This is a genomic window from Mycobacterium sp. E1214 (assembly GCF_001666755.1).
Taxonomy (GTDB): domain Bacteria; phylum Actinomycetota; class Actinomycetes; order Mycobacteriales; family Mycobacteriaceae; genus Mycobacterium.
The window spans coordinates 1-17,008 of the sequence record NZ_LZJC01000012.1; the positions used below are offsets into that span (position 1 = coordinate 1).

The window sequence follows — 17,008 nt, forward strand, 5'->3', positions numbered from 1 at the left end:
GGCGGCATCTACGCGCCGATGATCCACCCGTGGTCGTCGGGTCGCGACCTGTATTTCAACCTGTCCCTGTGGTCGGCTTGAGCAGCGACGAGATCAGCGGGCCGAGCCTGGGCAGCGGGGCGGAGTCGTTGGCGTGGGAGGGCCTGCGCCCGGTTGGCGGCTGGACGACCGGCTGCGGAGCGGGCATCGCCGGCGGGGCGGCGGGGGGATCGATGTTCGCCTCCGGGGCGCCGCAGGGGGTGGCGTTGGCGGTCGGCGCGGGCCCCACGACGAGGACGAATCCGACAGCGGCCGCCGACGCCATCGTGAGCGACACGCTTCGAAGAATCGCCGACATGAAACACCTTTCGAGTGACAGGACACCCCGTGGGGGTCTGCAGTTCGCTCATGTGACGATAGTGATTTAAGAGGCTTATGTGACCGGTGGTGAATCAAAAGGTATCCATCCGTGATGGTGTCGCAACGCGGCAGCGGGCACCCCGCGCCGGGCGTCTACGCGGTTTGCTGAGACGTGCTCGCGCCCACCCTTCCCGGTGCTCACCGACCGGGCGCGCACCGTGGCCACCTGCGCGATTGCCCGTCGCCGAGCACCGGGGCCCGCGGGCGAACGCGGGTCGGCGGCGGTTGCGTCCGGCTCCGCGGGCCGCGCTGCGGGACGCGGCCCGTACGGGTACTGTCCCTTCCGGCAGCGCACCGAGATCCCGCCAAGGAGGGCGTTCGATGACTGCGCGCAACCATCTGGATGACAAGGGATTCCGCGGCCGCGCGTATCTTCGCCGGGTCGTCGCCGCCTCGATGGCCGGCACGGTCGTCGAATGGTACGAGTTCTTCCTCTACGGCACCGCCGCCACGCTGGTCTTCGGGAAGGTGTTCTTCCCTCCGGGCGGCAACGAGCTCGACGCCATCCTGGCGGCGTTCGTCACCTACGCCGTCGGCTTCGCGGCCCGCCCACTCGGCGGGATCGTCTTCGGCCAGCTCGGCGACCGCTACGGCCGCAAGAAACTGCTGCAACTGAGCCTGCTGCTGGTGGGCACCACCACCTTCCTGATGGGCTGCCTGCCGACGTTCGGCCAGATCGGGTATTGGGCGCCGACGCTGTTGGTGGTGCTGCGGTTCGTGCAGGGCTTCGCCGTGGGCGGCGAGTGGGGCGGGGCCATCCTGCTGGTCGCCGAGCACAGCCCGAACCGCAGTCGCGGGTTTTGGGCCAGTTGGCCGCAGGCCGGCGTGCCCGGCGGAAACATGCTGGCCACGGCGGTGCTGCTGGTGCTCACTTCGGCCCTGCCGGATGCCAGCTTCCTGAGCTGGGGCTGGCGCGTCGCCTTCTGGTTATCGGCGGTCGTCGTGCTCATCGGCTACTACATCCGCACCAAGGTGACCGACGCGCCCATCTTCCTCGCGGCGCGGGAGCAGGCGTCCCAGACGGCCCGCTACGGCCTCGTCGAGGTGCTACGGCGTTACCCGCGCGGCGTTCTCACCGCCATGGGCCTGCGGCTGGGCGAGAACACCATGTACTACCTGGTCGTCACCTTCTCCATCACCTACCTCAAGGTCCAGGTGCACGCCAACACGACGGTCATCCTTTGGTGGCTGCTCGCCGCGCACGCCGTGCATTTCGCGGTGATCCCTCTGGCCGGTCATCTCAGCGACCGGGTCGGCAGGCGTCCGGTCTACCTCGTGGGCGCGATCGCGGCCGGCAGTTGGGGCTTCTTCGCGTTCCCGATGATGAACAGCCGGGACAACGCGATCATCATGTCGGCGATCGTCATCGGCTTGGTGTTCCACGGGCTCATGTACGCGGTGCAGCCGGCCGCCATGGCCGAGATGTTCCCCACCCGAATGCGGTATTCCGGGGTGTCGCTGGGCTACCAGGTCACCTCGATCGTGGCCGGTTCCCTGGCACCCATCATCGCGGTGCGGTTACTGGCGACCTACAGATCCGCGGTGCCCATCGCCTGGTACCTGGCCGGCACCGCGGCGGTCAGCGCGGTCGCGGCCCTCGCCGCGACCGAGACCAAAGGCACCGACCTGGCGGCCGTCGACCTCGCCGATGCCCACCACCGGGACGACGCCGCAGCGCGGGAGGGTGGGCCCGGCCCGTCGGAGCTCGTGGAAGGCACCGCTTAGGCGCCGAGCGCGTCACGACCTTGCGACGGCATGTTTGTGACCCCCCTCCGGTGGTAATGATCCAACAGAGGCGAGCGCGTCGGCCGGCCTTCGCGCCCGTCTAGGTCCCGTCGGTTCAGCCCGAGAGCCGACGGGGCCGCCCTAATTTTGGGGACTTTTCGGTCGGCGTCAGCCGGGCGCCCCCGCTCCGGATTGCGCGCATCGGCGGGCGCGACCAGGAGTACCGTCGGCGTATGGCTGCGTCGGCGGGCGTGTGGATTCTCGGCGGGTACCAGACCGATTTCGCCCGCAACTTTCACCGGGAGGGGCGCGATTTCGCGGCGCTGACCGCGGAGGTCGTCGATCGCACGCTCGCGGCGGCGCACCTCGACGCCGCCGCCATCGAGGTCGTTCACGTCGCCAACGCCTTCGGCGAGATGTTCGCCGCGCAGGGTCACCTCGGAGCCATGCCCGCCACCGTGTGTGACGGCCTCTGGGACACGCCGGCCACCCGCCACGAGGCGGCGTGCGCGTCGGGCAGCGTCGCGGCCCTGGCAGCGATCGCCGACCTGCGGTCCGGGTCCTACGACGTCGCGTTGGTCGTAGGCGTCGAGCTCGAGAAGACGGTCCCCGGAGACACCGCGGCCCGCCATCTGGGCGCCGCCGCGTGGACCGGCCACGAGGGCGCCGACGCCCGGTACCTGTGGCCGTCGATGTTTGCGCAAGTGGCCGACGAGTACGACCGCCGCTACGGCCTCGACGACGCGCACCTGCGGGCCATCGCGCAGATCAACTTTGCCAACGCCCGGCGCAACCCCAACGCGCAGACGCGCGCGTGGACGGTCCCCGACCCCATCACCGCCGACGACGCCACCAACCCGGCCACCGAGGGGCGGCTGCGACGGTTCGACTGCAGCCAGATGACCGACGGCGGCGCGGGAGTGGTGCTGGTGACCGACGCCTACCTGCGGGCGCACCCGCGGGCCCGCCCGATCGGCCGCATCGACGGTTGGGGGCATCGCACGGTCGGGCTGGGTCTGGGCCAGAAGCTGCGGCGGGCGGCGGACGACCCCTACGTGCTGCCACACGTGCGGGCGGCGGCGCACGACGCGCTGCGCCGCGCACAGCGCAGCCTGGACCAGCTGGACGGTTTCGAGGTGCACGACTGCTTCACCCCCAGCGAGTACCTGGCCATCGATCACCTCGGGCTGACCGGCCCCGGCGAGTCATGGAAAGCGATCGAGAACGGGGACATCGAGATCGGGGGGCGGCTGCCCGTCAACCCCAGCGGTGGGCTGATCGGCGGGGGCCATCCGGTCGGGGCGTCCGGCGTGCGCATGCTGCTGGACGCCGCCAAGCAGGTCAGCGGCGGCGCCGGCGAGTACCAGGTCGAGGGCGCCCAAACCTTCGGGACCCTCAATTTCGGTGGGAGTACCGCCACCACCGTCAGTTTCGTCGTCAGCACAGCACGAGGTACGTGACATGGACGTTGAGATCGTCGGCAAGTTTTTGTCCACCCTGCCCGAGGACGACGACCACCCCTACCGCACCGGGCCGTGGCGGCCCCAGACCACGGAGTGGGACGCCGACGACCTGCGGGCCGTTGCCGGGGAGATTCCCCGTGACCTCGACGGCATCTATCTGCGCAACACCGAGAACCCGCTGCACCCGGCGCTGAAGACCTACCACCCCTTCGACGGCGACGCCATGCTGCACGTGGTCGGGTTCCGTGACGGAAAGGCGTTCTACCGCAACCGCTTTGTACGCACCGACGGTTTCCTCGCGGAAAACGAAGCGGGCGGCGCGTTATGGCCCGGCCTCGCCGAGCCGGTGCAACTGGCCAGGCGCGAGGGCGGTTGGGGGGCGCGGCGCCGGATGAAGGACGCGTCGAGCACCGACGTCATCGTGCACCGCGGTGCCGCGCTGACCAGTTTCTATCAATGCGGCGATCTGTACCGGGTCGACCCGTACACCGCCGAGACGCAGGGCAAGGAAACCTGGAACGGGGGCTTCCCGTTCGAGTGGGGGGTGTCCGCACACCCCAAGGTCGACCCGAAATCCGGTGAGCTGCTGTTCTTCAACTACAGCAAGCAGGACCCCTATATGCATTACGGCGTCGTGGACGAGCGCAACGAGTTGGTGCACTACGTGGACGTGCCGCTGCCCGGACCGCGCCTGCCACACGACATGGCCTTCACCGAAAACTACGTAATCCTCAACGATTTCCCGCTGTTCTGGGATCCCGCCCTGCTCGAACACTACGTGCACCTCCCCCGCTTCTACCCCGAGCTGCCGTCGCGCTTCGCGGTGCTCCCCCGCCGCGGCGGCACGGCGGACATCCGCTGGTTCGAGGCAGACCCCACCTTCGTCCTGCACTTCGTCAACGCCTACGAGGAGGGCGATGACATCGTGCTCGACGGGTTCTTCGAGAGCGACCCGTCGCCCCTCGACACCGGGGGAACCAAGTGGGACAAGCTGTTTCGCTTCCTCGCCCTGGACCGTTTGCAGTCCCGGCTGCATCGGTGGCGGCTCGACCTGAGCACCGGCGCGGTACGCGAACAACGCCTGTCGGAGTCGATCACCGAGTTCGGAACCATCAACCCCGGCCACGCCGCGAGCGGCTACCGGTACGCCTATGCCGCCACCGGCAAGCCCGGCTGGTTCCTGTTCGACGGGCTGGTCAAGCACGACCTGCTCACCGGCTCCGAACAGCGGTACTCGTTCGGTGACGGCGTGTACGGCAGCGAGACCGCGATGGCGCCGCGGGTGGGCGCCACCGCCGAGGACGACGGCTATCTGGTGACGTTGACCACCGACATGGCCGAGGATGCCTCGCACTGCCTGATCTTCGACGCCGCGGACGTCGCGGCCGGCCCGGTGTGCAAGCTGGAACTACCGGAGCGGGTGTCCAGCGGCACGCACGCGACGTGGGCGCCCGGTGACCAGCTGCGGCGCTGGCACACCGCGGACACGGCCGCGGGCGCGGTCGGGCTGGCATGAACGCCGACGACCAGCGCCGGCACCGCACGACGCACTGGCCGGCGCAGTTGGCGTCCATCGGAGCGCTACGCTTCGCGCGCCGATCGGCGAACTACGTTGAGACGGTGCGGTTCTACCGCGAACTGGTGGGGTTGCCGCTGTTCGAGACGTTCGGGGAGAGCTACGGCAGCAACGGTGCGATCTTCGGGCTGCCCAGCTGGAACCTGACCCTGGAGATCGTCGAGGCGACCGAGGCCGTCGCGGTGGACCCGCACGAGCAGCTGTGCCTGTACTTCCCGGACGCCGAGGCGCAGCAGGCGGCGATCGGGCGACTGCGGGCCGCGGGCGTAGCGCCCGTGCCCCAGCATCCGTACTGGGAAGCGATGGGAGCGATCACCTTCCGGGACCCCGATGGCCGCGAGGTTGTGTTCGCGCCCTTCGTGTTCGGCGTCAACGAGCCTGCGGGCAGCGAGTCGTCGGGCACGCACGAGTTCCCGGCGAACTGACGGCCTCAGCGACCGCGGCGGCCCGCGGCCAGGGTCGCGACGACGGCCGCCAGCGAGCAGAGCGTCGCAGCGCCGGCGGCGGTCCCGCCGACGTACAGGCCGTACTGAGCCGACACCGGCGGGTTGACGTTGATCTGGTAGTACCAGACCGTCAGCGCGACGATGAGTAGCGAAATCGCCAGCGCGGCAACCGAAGCGAGCCTGACCGACAGGCCCCTGCCGACCATCGCGCCGGCGACCAGCAGCGCCGAGGACAGCAGCACGATCAGCTGACCCGCGCCGAACCCGGGCGGCAATACCAGGTTCCCGTGCGCGCCGCCGATGGCGTTGGCCCAGCCCCCGCCCCTGACGGTCAGCCACGGCAGCCACGCGCTGGCCGAGGTCACCAGGGCGAAGAGCGCCACCAGCCAACCAGGACGCAGCCGGCGAGTCATGCTAGCGAGGTTATCCGAAGCCTGGCCGCCCCGGCGGGAGGTGAAACCGGCCCGGCGTCAGCGGTGCAGGCCGCCGTCACCGTTGCGGCGCGGGTCGGGCTTGGCAAAGACGTCGACGAAATTCTGCAGCGATTGGTCGATGTCGCCGCGCAGCGCCGCGGCGACGATCATGCCGATCGGGCCGAACAATGCCGGGCCCCCCAGATGCACGTCGAAGCTGACGACCGAACCGTCGTCCTTGGGCGCGATCTTGGCCAGCAACTTGACCTTGACGCCGCCGACGCCGTCGCCGTTGAGCGTCATGCCCTCCGGCGGCTTGTACCGCACCACCGTCCATTTGATGCGGTTGTACATGCCCTTGACCTCGACGATCGACTCGACGACCGTGCCCTTGTCGATGGTGTCGGGCAGGGTGCTGCGCCACACCCGGTGGATGGTCAGCCAGTCCTTGAACCGCGACAGGTCGGACGCGCACTCCCACGCGACCTCGGGGGGCAGCGGGACGTCGATGGAGCCGGAGAGTTTCGCCATGATCAGTCGTGCTGGTCGCCGGTGTCGGTGGCGCCGGCCGCCTTCTTGGCCTGCTCCTGCACCTGGTGGATGGTGTCGGTGTACTTGCCCTGCGTCTTGCCGTCGACGAACTCGCCGGCCTTGTCGATCGCCGCCTCGACCTTGTCGGCGTTCTGTGACAACAGGTCCTTCGCCTTGTCCAGGAAACCCATGCGCCCTCCCTTTCCCCGGCATCGTACTTTCCCGGTGCGAACCTACCGTCCGGTGTTCGGGCCCCTCAGCGCCACAGCCGTGGCGGGACGCCGAGCACCCTGGCCCGGATCCACCAGGACGCCTCGATGGCGGCGGCGCCCAACACGCCGATGCCCAGCGCGGTCGACGTCACCACGATGTTGGACGGGTCGAGCAGGAACTCTTTGCGGGCCAGCGGGATGCTGAAGATCACCACGTAAGCCAGGCCGGACGCGGCGATCAACGCCACCCGCCACCACTGGTACGGGCGCGCCACCACCGCGAGTACCCACAGCGCGGTGACCAACAGTGTGATCAGCGCCGCGGTCGAGGCCTGGTCCTGCTCGGCGAACGAGGCGTGGCGGCCGCGATAGGCCACCAGGTACGAGGCGAAGGTCGCCGCCCCGACGATGAGGCCCGCCGGCACCGCGGAGGACAGCACCCGCCGCACAAACCCCGGATGGGCGCGCTCGTTGTTGGGCGCCAACGACAGGATGAACGAGGGGATGCCGATGGTGAACCACGCCGCGATGGTGGCGTGGATCGGTTGGAACGGGTACAGCAACGGGTCGGCGTGCAACGCCGTCGACGACAGGCATTGCAGCCCGACGAGCAACGCCAGCAGGACCGAATACACCGTCTTGGTGAGGAACAGGTTGGCGACCCGCTCGATGTTGCCGATCACCCGCCGGCCCTCGCCCACGACGTGGGGCAACGTGGCGAACCTGTTGTCCAGCAACACGATCTGTGCGACGGCACGGGCGGCGGGGCTGCCGGCCCCCATCGCGACACCGATGTCGGCATCCTTGAGGGCCAACACGTCGTTGACCCCGTCGCCGGTCATGGCCACGGTGTGGCGGTGCGCTTGCAGTGCACGCACGATGGCGCGCTTCTGATCCGGCCGCACGCGCCCGAACGTCGAGTAGGCGTCCAGCGTGTCCGCCAGCGCCGCGGGGTCGCCGGGCAGTTCTCGGGCGTCCATCGCCTGGCCGTGCAACCCGAGCGCCTCGGCGACGGCCCCGACCGAGACGGCGTTGTCGCCCGACAGGACCTTGACCGCGACGCCCTGCTCGGCGAAGTACTCCAGCGTGGCGCGCGCGTCGGGCCGCACTTTCTGGTCGAGCACGACCAACGCGAGCGGGGTGAGCCGCCGCGGCGCGTCCGGCTGGTCGACGGGGACCTCGGTGACGCCCAGCAGAAGCACCCGCAGGCCCGCCGCGCCGAGCCGCTCGGCTCGCCCGGCCGCGGCCGAGCCCGGCCGCAGCAGCACGTCCGGTGCCCCGAGGAGCCAGTTGCCGTGCTCTCCGAACGACACCCCGCTCCACTTGGTGGCGGACTTGAACGGCGCTGTGGCCGTGGGGATCCAGCCCGGGGGCGCGGAGAAGGTGTCGGCGATCGCGCGGATGCTGGCGTTGGGCCGCGGGTCGGCGGCGGCGAGCGCGGCCAGCGCGTCCGCGACCCGGTGTGTCCCGGGGTCGAGCTCCTCGACCCGCGCGACCCGCATGCCGCTCTCGGTCAGCGTCCCGGTCTTGTCGGTGCACACCACGTCGACGCGCGCGAGCCCTTCGATGGCGGGCAGCTCCTGGACCAGGCAGCGGCGCTGGCCGAGCCGGACCACCCCGATCGCGAAGGCGACCGAGGTCAGCAGCACCAGGCCTTCGGGCACCATGGGCACCAGCGCCCCCACGGTCCGCAGCACCGCCTGCCGCCAGTGCGCGTGGGTGGTGAACACCTGCGTGTAGATCGTGAGCAACCCCGCCGGCACCAAGAGGTAGGTGATGAACTGCAGGATGCGGTTAACCCCTTCGCGCAGTTCCGATTTCACCAGCGTGAACCTGCTGGCTTCGTCGACGAGCTTGGTCGCGTAGGCCTGCGCGCCGACTCTGGTGGCGCGGTAGGCGCCGGCGCCCGCGACGACGAAGCTGCCGGACAGCACCGCGTCGCCGACGGCCTTGCCGATCGGGTCCGCTTCGCCGGTCAGCAACGATTCGTCGACCTCCAGCGCCGCCGCCTCGACGATCTCCCCGTCGACGACCACCTGGTCGCCGGGCCCCAGCTCGATGATGTCGTCGAGCACCACGTCGGTGGGTGGCACCGTGCGCGTGCCGGACTGCCGGCGCACCAACGGTTTTGCCTGCCCGACGATCGCCAGCTTGTCCAGCGTCTGTTTGGCCCGGATCTCCTGGACCATGCCGACCACGCTGTTGGCGACGATGAGCAGCCCGAAGAGTCCGTTGATCACGGACCCCGTCGACAGCACGATGAGCAGCAGCACGCCCAGCAGCGCGTTGATGCGGGTGAACACGTTGGCCCGGACGATGTCGGCGACGCCGCGGGTGGCGCGCCGCTGAGCGACGTTGGCCTGGCCGTCGGCGACTCGCCGCGCGACCTCGTCGTCGGTCAGGCCCGGCGTCATCGGGTGAAGGTCCCCAACTTGTCGGAGTCGAAATACTCCAGGTTGAGGGTGGGACCGGCGAAGACGGCCTTGGAGATCGTTCCGGGCGGCCCGTTTTCGTCGGCGATCGGGAAGGTGAAGGTGTCGCCGTCCCAATGGGTCAAGGTGAACGTGCGGTTCTTCGGCCCCAGGGCCAGCTGCAGGGCGCCGTCGTGTTCGGTCACCACGGCGGGTCCCCAGTAGTCGCTGGTGTAGACGCCGGCGTAACCGCCCAGCGGCTTGGCCGGCGCGGCGTCCGCCGGGGGCTGCTTGCCCACCAGCGACCCCTCCGGCTTGTTCATCCAGCCGATCGCCTTCTGGTAGAGCGCGGCCCAGTCCTCCTGAATCTGCCCGTATTGCACCAGATCGAGGAATTCCGCGGTCAGCGTCTCGGGGACGCCGATGGGGGCGGCGTTGGTCAGTGCGACGATGGCGAGGTCTTCCGAAGGCATTACGACGAAGTTGGTCGCCTCCCCCAACGCGAAGGCGCCGGAGTGGCTGTACTGGGTGCGGCCCGACGAGCTGACCGACGCGTTGAACCCATAGCCGTAGAACCCCGAGCGGGCGTGCGGTGTCGCCGCGGGCGCCGAGACGATCTGGGCCGTGGTGGCCGGCAGCAACGCCTCGGGCGAGGCTATCCGCCGGCCGTCGTAGGTCCCGTTGCCCAGCAACATCGTCAGCCAGCGGGCCATGTCGTTGACGGACGAGCTGACACCGCCCGCCGGTGATTGGGCGTCGGGATCGCGCTGAAAGCGCGGCTCCCACTTGTCGGCGAGCTTGATGTGGTTGACCGCGTGGTTGGGCCGGGCGGCGAAGTCGGCGAACCGCGAACTCGTCGACGTCATTCCCAGCGGTCGGTAGAGCACCTCGTCCGAGAGGTCCTCCCACGGTTTACCGGCGGCGGCCGCCACCGCCTCGGCGGCGCCGGTGACCCCGAAGTTGGTGTAGGCGTAGCTGATTCGGAAGGGCGACAGCGGCAGGTCCTTGAGCCGCTCCAGCGTCTGGCGACGGTCGTAGCCGAGCTCCTCGAGCTTGTCGCCGGCGTGATCGGGCAGCCCGGACCGGTGCGAGTACAGGTCGGCGACCGTCAGGTGTGCGGTGACATAGGGATCGCCCAGCGCGAACCACGGCAGCTTGGCCACCACGGGCGTGTCCCAGGCGACGACGTTGTCGCTGACCTCGTGGGCCACCACCGTGGCGCCCACCGACTTGGACACCGAGGCCAGCTGGAAGACGGTGTCGGCGTCCACCTTGTTGTCCGGGCCCTGCCCTTTGCTTACGTCCTTATAGCCGAAACCCTTGGCGTACACGGTTTTACCGCCGTGCACGATCGCGACGGCCATGCCGGGGATGCCACTGGTTTTCATCAGGTCACCGACCAGGCCGTCAACCTTGGCGACGGCTTCGTCGATGCGCCCGGCGGGGATGGCGACGCCGGAGACCTCGTTGGGCGGCGTGGCCGACGAGGTGGCCGGCGGACTCGACGCCGGCCGGCCGGACGCGCAGCCGGTCACGGCGAGCAGCGTCGCGATGATGGCGGCCGCAACCGCGCGCGTGATCATGGGCGAACCCTAACGCGTGCACGCCGCGCGCTGGGCGAAGCTAGAGCCGCCACCAGGGGTCGGGCGGTTGCGGCGCGGCGGGGTCGAGGCGCTGACCCGGCAGCGGCACCGCCACCTCCACGCCCGCCGGCTGCGCCGCGGCCAGCAGCCGCTCGACCGGCTCGGCCCACGGGTGCGGCGCCAGCCGGAAGGTGCCCCAGTGCACCGGCACCAGCAGCCCGCCGGTGCCGGTGAGGTCCAGGTGGGCCCGGACCGCCTCTTCGGGGTTCATGTGGATGTCCGGCCACGCAGCGTTGTAGGCGCCGATCGGCAGCAAGGTGAGGTCGAACGGACCGTGGTCGGCGCCGATCTGCGCGAAGCTGCCGGTGTAGCCGGTGTCGCCGCCGAAGTACGCGCGATGGTTGGGCCCCACGAAGGCCCACGACGCCCACAGCGTCGCGTCGCGGTCCAGAAAGCGCCCCGAGAAATGCCGCGCGGGCACGCACACCACGGTGAGGTCGTCGACCTGGGCGCTCTCTTGCCAGTCGAGCTCGACGACGCGGTGCTCGGGGATCCCCCACGCCCGCAGGTGCGCGCCGACACCCAGCGGCACAAAGAACGGGGCGCGCTGGGTGTGCGCCAACGCCAGGACCGTGTCGATGTCGAGGTGGTCGTAATGGTCGTGGCTGATGACCACCGCGTCCACCGCGGGCAGGCCCTCGAGCTGGATCGGCGGCGGATGCAGCCGGTGCGGGCCCACGACGTCCGACGGCGAGCAGCGGTTGCTCCACACGGGGTCGGTCAGCACCCGGTAGCCGTCGATCTCCACCAGCGCCGTCGAGTGGCCCAACCAGCTGACGGCGAGCCGGCCCGCGTCGCCGTCGAAAAAGCCGGGCGCCGCCAACGGAATTCGTGCGCCCGGGCGGCTGCCACCGCGGTTGCCCACGAACTCCCAGGCGATCAGGCGCAGCTGTTCGCGGTCCAGCGCGGCGCCCGAGGCGGGTTCGAGGTTGACGAACACGCCGTCCCGGAAGTTCGGCGACCGCTTCGCCGTCTCCCTGATGGCGGCGGGATGCGCCCCGAGCGCGGCCGGTGTGCCGTGCAGCGCCCGCACCACCCAGCCGCCGGCCGCTAACGACGCCGTTCCGGCGGCCACCCGCAGCGCCCCCCGCACCATGACCGTCAGGCCCCCCGGAAGTTCGGCGGTCGCTTCTCGATGCGGGCGACCTGGGCCTCGATGACGTCCTGGCTGCCCCACGCCTTATCGAAGAGTTCCTTGTGCTCGGGCCATTGCTCGGCCATCGCCCCGTCGTCGTTGAGCACCCGCTTCGCGTGCTGAATGGCCAGCGGCGCGAGGCCGGAGATCTCGGTGGCCCACTCCTGGGCGTCGGCGAGCGTCCCGATGCGGTTGGCCAGCCCGGTCTGCAACGCCGCCTCGGCGGTCAACTTCTCCGCCGTCAACAGCATCGCGCTGGCCCGGCCGTGGCCGACCAACGAGGTCAACCGCCGGATGCTCCAGTTGTCCAGCGCCAGGCCGTATTTCGACGTCGGGAATTGGAAGAACGCGTCCGGCGCCACGACGCGCAGGTCGCAGCGCATCGCCAGCTGCAGCCCGGCCCCGATGGCGGGGCCGTTGACCGCGCCGATCAGTGGGATCAGGGTGGCGTCCATCAGCTTGTGCAACTCGATGAGCCGGTCGGGATAGTCGGCGGCGAAGGCGTCGCCGCTCAGATCCGCACCGGCGCAGAACGCGGTGCCCTGCCCGGTCAGCACGATCGCCCGGACCGAGCCGTCGTCCGCCTTCTGGAAAGCCTCCCGCAGCTCCTCGACGAGCTGGGAGTTCAGGGCGTTGCGGCGCTCGGGGCGCTGCAACTCGATGGTCAAAACCGCGCCGACCTGGGTCACACCGATCATGGCAGCCACCCTATATAGCCTGGACCCGTGAGTCGTATCACGGCCGCTCAACTGCGCGACGCGGTGCTCGACGAGAATTCCTTCATCCGCTGGGACAGCGAACCCCTGCCGCTACCCATCAGCGACGAGTACGCCCGAGAACTGGCCGACGCCCGAACCGCCTCGGGCCTGGACGAGTCGGTGCTCACGGGCGAGGGGCGCGTCTTCGGCCGCCGGGTGGCCGTGGTGGTCTGCGAGTTCCGGTTCCTCGGCGGGTCGATCGGGGTGGCGGCGGCCGAGCGGATCACGGCCGCGGTGCAGCGGGCCACCGCCGAACGGCTGCCGTTGCTGGCCTCCCCCAGCTCCGGCGGCACCCGCATGCAGGAGGGCACCGTCGCGTTCCTGCAGATGGTCAAGATCGCGGCGGCCGTCCGGCTGCACAAGCAGGCGCACCTGCCCTACCTGGTGTACCTGCGCAACCCGACCACCGGCGGGGTGTTCGCGTCGTGGGGTTCGCTGGGCCACGTCACCGTCGCCGAGCCCGGCGCGCTGATCGGCTTCCTCGGTCCGCGCGTGTACCAGCTGCTCTACGGCGAGCCGTTCCCCGAGGGCGTCCAGACCGCCGAGAACCTGCATCGGCACGGGGTGATCGACGGGGTGATCGCCCTGGACGAGCTGCGCCGCACGCTGGACCGCGCGCTGCGGGTGATCACCGACGCGCCCGGCCCACTCCCGGCGCCGCCGCCGGCCGAGCCGACGCCCGACGTCCCCGCGTGGGACTCCGTGATCGCGTCGCGCCGGCCCGACCGGCCGGGGGTCGCGCTGGTGTTGCGCCACGGCACCACCGACCGGGTGCTGCTGTCGGGCACCGGGCACGGCGAGGCCGCGACGACGCTGCTCGCGCTGGCGCGGTTCGCCGGGCAGCCTGCGGTGGTGCTGGGGCAGCAGCGGGTGACGGGCGGCGTCATCGGGCCCGCCTCGCTGCGCGAGGCCCGCCGCGGGATGGCGCTGGCGGCCGAGTTGCGCCTGCCGCTGGTCCTGGTGATCGACACCGCCGGGCCGGCGCTGTCGGCCGAGGCGGAGCAGGGTGGGCTCGCCGGCCAGATCGCCCAGTGCGTGGCCGAACTGGTGACCCTGGACACGCCCACCGTGTCGGTGCTGCTCGGCCAGGGCAGCGGCGGGCCGGCGCTGGCGATGGTGCCCGCGGACCGGGTGCTGGCCGCGTTGCACGGCTGGCTGGCCCCGCTGCCCCCCGAGGGCGCCAGCGCGATCGTGTTCCGAGACACGGCGCACGCCGCGGAACTCGCTGCGGCCCAAGGCATCCGATCGGCGGATTTGCTGGCGTCGGGCATCGTCGACGCCGTCGTCGCCGAGCGTCCCGACGCCGCCGACGAGCCGACCGAGTTCTCGCTGCGGCTGTCCCGCGCGATCGCCGCGGAGGTGCGGGCGCTGCGTGAGCAGCCCGCCGCCGAGCGGTTGGCGGCCCGGCTGCAGCGCTACCGGCGCATCGGCCTGCCCTGACACCTGGCGCGCCGGGCGGCGCGAGGCTCGCGCCTCCCACAGCCGCAGGCGGCGATCCTGCAAAATGGACGGCATGGACACTCAAGGCGGCTCACCGCGGGTCTTGGTCGTCGACGACGACTCCGACGTGCTCGCGTCGCTGGAACGCGGCCTGCGACTGTCCGGATTCGAGGTGTCGACGGCGGTCGACGGCGCCGAGGCGCTGCGCAGCGCCACCGAGACGCGGCCCGACGCGATCGTGCTCGACATCAACATGCCCGTCCTGGACGGCGTCAGCGTGGTCACGGCGCTGCGCGCCATGGACAACGACGTGCCGGTCTGCGTGCTGTCGGCCCGCAGCTCGGTCGACGACCGGGTCGCGGGCCTGGAGGCCGGCGCCGACGACTACCTGGTCAAACCCTTCGTGCTGGCGGAGCTGGTGGCGCGGGTCAAGGCGCTGCTGCGCCGCCGCGGGGCCACCGCGACGTCGTCGTCGGAGACCATCACGGTGGGGCCGCTGGAGGTCGACATCCCCGGCCGGCGGGCCCGCGTCAACGGCGTCGACGTCGACCTGACCAAGCGGGAGTTCGACCTGGTGGCGGTGCTGGCCGAGCACAAGACCGCCGTGCTGTCCCGCGCGCAGCTGCTCGAGCTGGTGTGGGGCTACGACTTCGCCGCCGACACCAACGTCGTCGACGTCTTCATCGGCTACCTGCGCCGCAAGCTGGAGGCCAACGGCGGACCCCGGCTGCTGCACACCGTGCGCGGAGTGGGATTCGTGCTGCGCATGCAGTAAACCGGAGTGCCATGACCGTGTTGTCCCGGATCGCGACCCGCACGCCCTCGCTGCGCGCACGGGTGGCGGTCGCCACGGCCATCGGCACCGCGATCGTGGTCGTGATCGCGGGCGCGGTCGTCTGGTTCGGCATCACCAGCGCGTGGAAGGAGCGCCTCGACCGGCGCCTCGACGAGGCCGCCGGCTTCGCCATCCCCTTCCTGCCGCGCGGGTTGAGCGAAATTCCGCGGTCCCCGAACGATCAGAACACCGTGATCACCGTGCGCCGCGACGGGCAGGTCAAGTCGAACTCGGACGTCACGCTGCCTCCGCTGGGTGAGGGTTACGCCGACACCTACGTCAACGGGGTGCGGTACCGGGTGCGGACCCTGCAGGTCCGCACGCCGCAGCCGACGTGGGTGGAGGTCGGCGCGACGTATGACGACACCATCGCGCAGACCAACAACCTGCATCGCCGCGTGATCCTCATCTGCGCGCTGTCTATCGGCGCGGCCGCCGTATTCGCTTGGCTGCTCGCGGCTTTCGCGGTCCGGCCGTTCAAACAGCTGGCGCAGCAGGCCCGTTCGATCGACGCCGACGAGCGGCCGCAGGTCGCGGTCCGCGGCGCCAGCGAGGCCGTCGAGATCGCCGAGGCCATGCGCGGCATGCTGCAACGGATTTGGAAGGAGCAGGACCGGACGCGGGAGGCGCTCGCCTCGGCCCGCGACTTCGCCGCGGTGTCCTCGCACGAGTTGCGGACGCCGCTGACCGCCATGCGCACCAACCTCGAGGTGCTTTCCACCTTGGACATGTCCGACGACCAGCGCAAGGAAGTGCTCGGCGACGTCGTCCGCACCCAGTCGCGCATCGAGGCCACGTTGAGCGCGCTCGAACGCCTGGCCCAGGGCGAGTTGTCCACGTCGGACGACCACGTGCCCGTCGACATCACCGAACTGCTCGACCGGGCCGCCCACGACGCGATGCGGATCTATCCCAACCTCGACGTGTCGCTGGCGCCGTCGCCGACCTGCATCATCGTCGGCATGCCCGCGGGGCTGCGCCTGGCCGTCGACAACGCCATCGCCAACGCCGTCAAGCACGGCGGCGCGACCCGGGTGCAGCTGTCGGCGGTCAGTTCGCGCGCCGGGGTGTCGATCGCCGTGGACGACAACGGCGCGGGCGTGCCCGAGGACGAGCGCGACGTCGTCTTCGAGCGGTTCTCCCGCGGGTCGACGGCGTCGCACTCGGGGTCCGGCCTGGGCCTGGCGCTGGTGGCGCAGCAGGCCCACTTGCACGGCGGGACAGCGTCGTTGGAGGACAGCCCGCTGGGCGGGGTGCGGCTGGCCCTGCGCCTGCCCGGCCCCAGTTAGCCGCGGCGGCGCCGTCGCCACCGCGACCGGCCGCCCGGCAACTTCACCGTCGGGGCGTCCGCGGCCGGGATCTTCGTGGTGGGCCGCTCGTCGTCGCACGCCGCGCGCCGCCCGAACAACAGCGCCGAGGTCAGCACCAGCCCCAGCGCGAAGGACAGGCCGACGAGCCACCAGTCGACGGTCATCGCCGCCGCCACCGGGCGCCGATCAGGTAGGCCACCGCTGACCCGGCGAGGAAGGCCAGCAGACACCACAGCCATTGGACGAGGAATGCCATCGGTCAGCCGACCACGATCTCGACGCGGCGATTCTTGGCGCGGCCGCCGGGGGTGTCGTTGCCGGCGACGGGGTTGGCCGAGCCGAGCCCCTTCACCGTCAACTGGCCGCCCGAAACTCCTTGCGCAGTAAGGAAAGTCGCGACGGCCTGCGCCCGCTGCCCGCTCAACGGCAGGTTGACGCGGTCGCTGCCCCAGTTGTCGGTGTAGCCGGTGATGCTCACGTGGGCGCTCGGACAGGCCCTCAGCTCGGTCGCCACCTGGGTGAGACCCCGGTCGTCGGCCGGGGTCAGCCCGGCGCCGTCGTTGCCGAAGGTGATGGGCCCGCCCGTCGCCGCGTCGATGGCCGCCTGCAGGCCGGCGCACGCGGGCGCGGGCGGTGGGGGTGCAGGAGGAGTAGCGGCGACGGGCCAGCCGCACGGCGGCGCCCAGGTCCGAGACGATGCGCGGCGGCAGC

General features: G+C 70.9%; 17 protein-coding genes and 1 pseudogene. 8 read left to right on the forward strand and 10 right to left on the reverse strand.

Going from position 1 to position 17,008, the window contains the following annotated elements; all coding sequences use genetic code 11:
- The coding region (locus tag A5700_RS27320; RefSeq protein WP_156671010.1) for a DUF4185 domain-containing protein at positions 1-81 on the forward strand (81 nt) is incomplete at its 5' end.
- Here the strand turns inward: A5700_RS27320 and A5700_RS24825 are convergent.
- A pseudogene (locus A5700_RS24825) lies at positions 71-337 on the reverse strand (hypothetical protein); the annotation flags it as partial. The gene A5700_RS27320 and the pseudogene A5700_RS24825 overlap by 11 nt on opposite strands.
- 383 nt (positions 338-720) lie before the next feature.
- Between A5700_RS24825 and A5700_RS00890 the strand changes: the two are divergent.
- From A5700_RS00890 to A5700_RS00905, 4 genes are all read left to right on the forward strand, one after another.
- Positions 721-2,124 carry an MFS transporter gene (locus A5700_RS00890; RefSeq protein WP_068204348.1) on the forward strand — a complete coding sequence of 468 codons (1,404 nt, stop codon included), beginning with the start codon at positions 721-723 and terminating at the stop codon, positions 2,122-2,124.
- A gap of 233 nt (positions 2,125-2,357) precedes the next feature.
- Positions 2,358-3,584 carry an acetyl-CoA acetyltransferase gene (locus A5700_RS00895; protein ID WP_068070165.1) on the forward strand — a complete coding sequence of 409 codons (1,227 nt, stop codon included), beginning with the start codon at positions 2,358-2,360 and terminating at the stop codon, positions 3,582-3,584.
- A 1-nt stretch (position 3,585) separates the two neighbouring features.
- Entirely contained in the window at positions 3,586-5,103 is a 1,518-nt protein-coding gene (locus A5700_RS00900) for a carotenoid oxygenase family protein (RefSeq protein ID WP_068070164.1), read from the forward strand.
- Positions 5,100-5,588 (forward strand): VOC family protein, encoded by a 489-nt coding sequence (locus A5700_RS00905; protein WP_068070163.1) that lies wholly within the window; start codon positions 5,100-5,102, stop codon positions 5,586-5,588. Before A5700_RS00900 ends, A5700_RS00905 begins: the two co-directional genes overlap by 4 nt.
- A 5-nt stretch (positions 5,589-5,593) precedes the next feature.
- Here A5700_RS00905 and A5700_RS00910 read toward each other — a convergent pair whose 3' ends face one another.
- From A5700_RS00910 to A5700_RS00940, 7 genes are all read right to left on the reverse strand, one after another.
- Positions 5,594-6,022, reverse strand: coding sequence for a hypothetical protein (locus tag A5700_RS00910; protein WP_068070162.1), 429 nt, complete (start codon positions 6,020-6,022; stop codon positions 5,594-5,596).
- A gap of 57 nt (positions 6,023-6,079) precedes the next feature.
- Entirely contained in the window at positions 6,080-6,553 is a 474-nt protein-coding gene (locus A5700_RS00915) for an SRPBCC family protein (protein WP_068070161.1), read from the reverse strand.
- A gap of 2 nt (positions 6,554-6,555) precedes the next feature.
- Entirely contained in the window at positions 6,556-6,744 is a 189-nt protein-coding gene (locus A5700_RS00920) for an antitoxin (RefSeq protein ID WP_068070160.1), read from the reverse strand.
- Positions 6,745-6,809: 65 nt separating this feature from the next.
- Positions 6,810-9,179, reverse strand: a complete 2,370-nt coding sequence (locus tag A5700_RS00925) for an HAD-IC family P-type ATPase (protein WP_068070159.1) — start codon at positions 9,177-9,179, stop codon at positions 6,810-6,812.
- Positions 9,176-10,759 carry a serine hydrolase gene (locus tag A5700_RS00930; protein WP_068070158.1) on the reverse strand — a complete coding sequence of 528 codons (1,584 nt, stop codon included), beginning with the start codon at positions 10,757-10,759 and terminating at the stop codon, positions 9,176-9,178. The genes A5700_RS00925 and A5700_RS00930 overlap by 4 nt, the downstream gene beginning before the upstream one ends.
- 40 nt (positions 10,760-10,799) lie before the next feature.
- The gene (locus tag A5700_RS00935) at positions 10,800-11,915 is read right to left on the reverse strand and encodes an MBL fold metallo-hydrolase (protein ID WP_156671006.1); all 1,116 of its coding nucleotides are present in this window, start codon (positions 11,913-11,915) and stop codon (positions 10,800-10,802) included.
- A 5-nt stretch (positions 11,916-11,920) separates the two neighbouring features.
- On the reverse strand, positions 11,921-12,652 hold the full coding sequence (locus tag A5700_RS00940; RefSeq protein WP_068070157.1) for an enoyl-CoA hydratase: 732 nt from the start codon (positions 12,650-12,652) through the stop codon (positions 11,921-11,923).
- Positions 12,653-12,679: 27 nt separating this feature from the next.
- Here A5700_RS00940 and A5700_RS00945 point away from each other — a divergent pair, with 27 nt between their 5' ends.
- The 3 genes from A5700_RS00945 to A5700_RS00955 all read left to right on the forward strand — a co-directional run bounded on the left by A5700_RS00945 (position 12,680) and on the right by A5700_RS00955 (position 16,276).
- On the forward strand, positions 12,680-14,152 hold the full coding sequence (locus A5700_RS00945; RefSeq protein WP_068070156.1) for a carboxyl transferase domain-containing protein: 1,473 nt from the start codon (positions 12,680-12,682) through the stop codon (positions 14,150-14,152).
- 64 nt (positions 14,153-14,216) lie between these two features.
- Complete coding sequence (gene prrA / locus A5700_RS00950; RefSeq protein WP_156671007.1) at positions 14,217-14,927, forward strand: two-component system response regulator PrrA; 711 nt, start codon at positions 14,217-14,219, stop codon at positions 14,925-14,927.
- A gap of 11 nt (positions 14,928-14,938) precedes the next feature.
- Positions 14,939-16,276, forward strand: coding sequence for a sensor histidine kinase KdpD (locus A5700_RS00955; RefSeq protein ID WP_068070155.1), 1,338 nt, complete (start codon positions 14,939-14,941; stop codon positions 16,274-16,276).
- Here the strand turns inward: A5700_RS00955 and A5700_RS00960 are convergent.
- Both A5700_RS00960 and A5700_RS24830 read right to left on the reverse strand, forming a co-directional pair.
- Positions 16,273-16,461 (reverse strand): hypothetical protein, encoded by a 189-nt coding sequence (locus A5700_RS00960; protein ID WP_156671008.1) that lies wholly within the window; start codon positions 16,459-16,461, stop codon positions 16,273-16,275. The two genes, A5700_RS00955 and A5700_RS00960, sit on opposite strands and share 4 nt — an antisense overlap.
- Positions 16,462-16,556: 95 nt before the next feature.
- Positions 16,557-17,008, reverse strand: a 452-nt coding sequence (locus A5700_RS24830) for an OmpA family protein (RefSeq protein ID WP_156671009.1), incomplete at its 5' end; no start/stop codon positions are given.

Coding starts and splice junctions, on each gene's coding strand:
- A5700_RS00890 (WP_068204348.1), top strand. CDS start 721: ATGACTGCGCGCAACCATCTGGATGACAAGGGATTCCGCGGCCGCGCG.
- A5700_RS00895 (WP_068070165.1), top strand. CDS start 2,358: ATGGCTGCGTCGGCGGGCGTGTGGATTCTCGGCGGGTACCAGACCGAT.
- A5700_RS00900 (WP_068070164.1), top strand. CDS start 3,586: ATGGACGTTGAGATCGTCGGCAAGTTTTTGTCCACCCTGCCCGAGGAC.
- A5700_RS00905 (WP_068070163.1), top strand. CDS start 5,100: ATGAACGCCGACGACCAGCGCCGGCACCGCACGACGCACTGGCCGGCG.
- A5700_RS00910 (WP_068070162.1), bottom strand. CDS start 6,022: ATGACTCGCCGGCTGCGTCCTGGTTGGCTGGTGGCGCTCTTCGCCCTG.
- A5700_RS00915 (WP_068070161.1), bottom strand. CDS start 6,553: ATGGCGAAACTCTCCGGCTCCATCGACGTCCCGCTGCCCCCCGAGGTC.
- A5700_RS00920 (WP_068070160.1), bottom strand. CDS start 6,744: ATGGGTTTCCTGGACAAGGCGAAGGACCTGTTGTCACAGAACGCCGAC.
- A5700_RS00925 (WP_068070159.1), bottom strand. CDS start 9,179: ATGACGCCGGGCCTGACCGACGACGAGGTCGCGCGGCGAGTCGCCGAC.
- A5700_RS00930 (WP_068070158.1), bottom strand. CDS start 10,759: ATGATCACGCGCGCGGTTGCGGCCGCCATCATCGCGACGCTGCTCGCC.
- A5700_RS00935 (WP_156671006.1), bottom strand. CDS start 11,915: ATGGTGCGGGGGGCGCTGCGGGTGGCCGCCGGAACGGCGTCGTTAGCG.
- A5700_RS00940 (WP_068070157.1), bottom strand. CDS start 12,652: ATGATCGGTGTGACCCAGGTCGGCGCGGTTTTGACCATCGAGTTGCAG.
- prrA (WP_156671007.1), top strand. CDS start 14,217: ATGGACGGCATGGACACTCAAGGCGGCTCACCGCGGGTCTTGGTCGTC.
- A5700_RS00955 (WP_068070155.1), top strand. CDS start 14,939: ATGACCGTGTTGTCCCGGATCGCGACCCGCACGCCCTCGCTGCGCGCA.
- A5700_RS00960 (WP_156671008.1), bottom strand. CDS start 16,461: ATGACCGTCGACTGGTGGCTCGTCGGCCTGTCCTTCGCGCTGGGGCTG.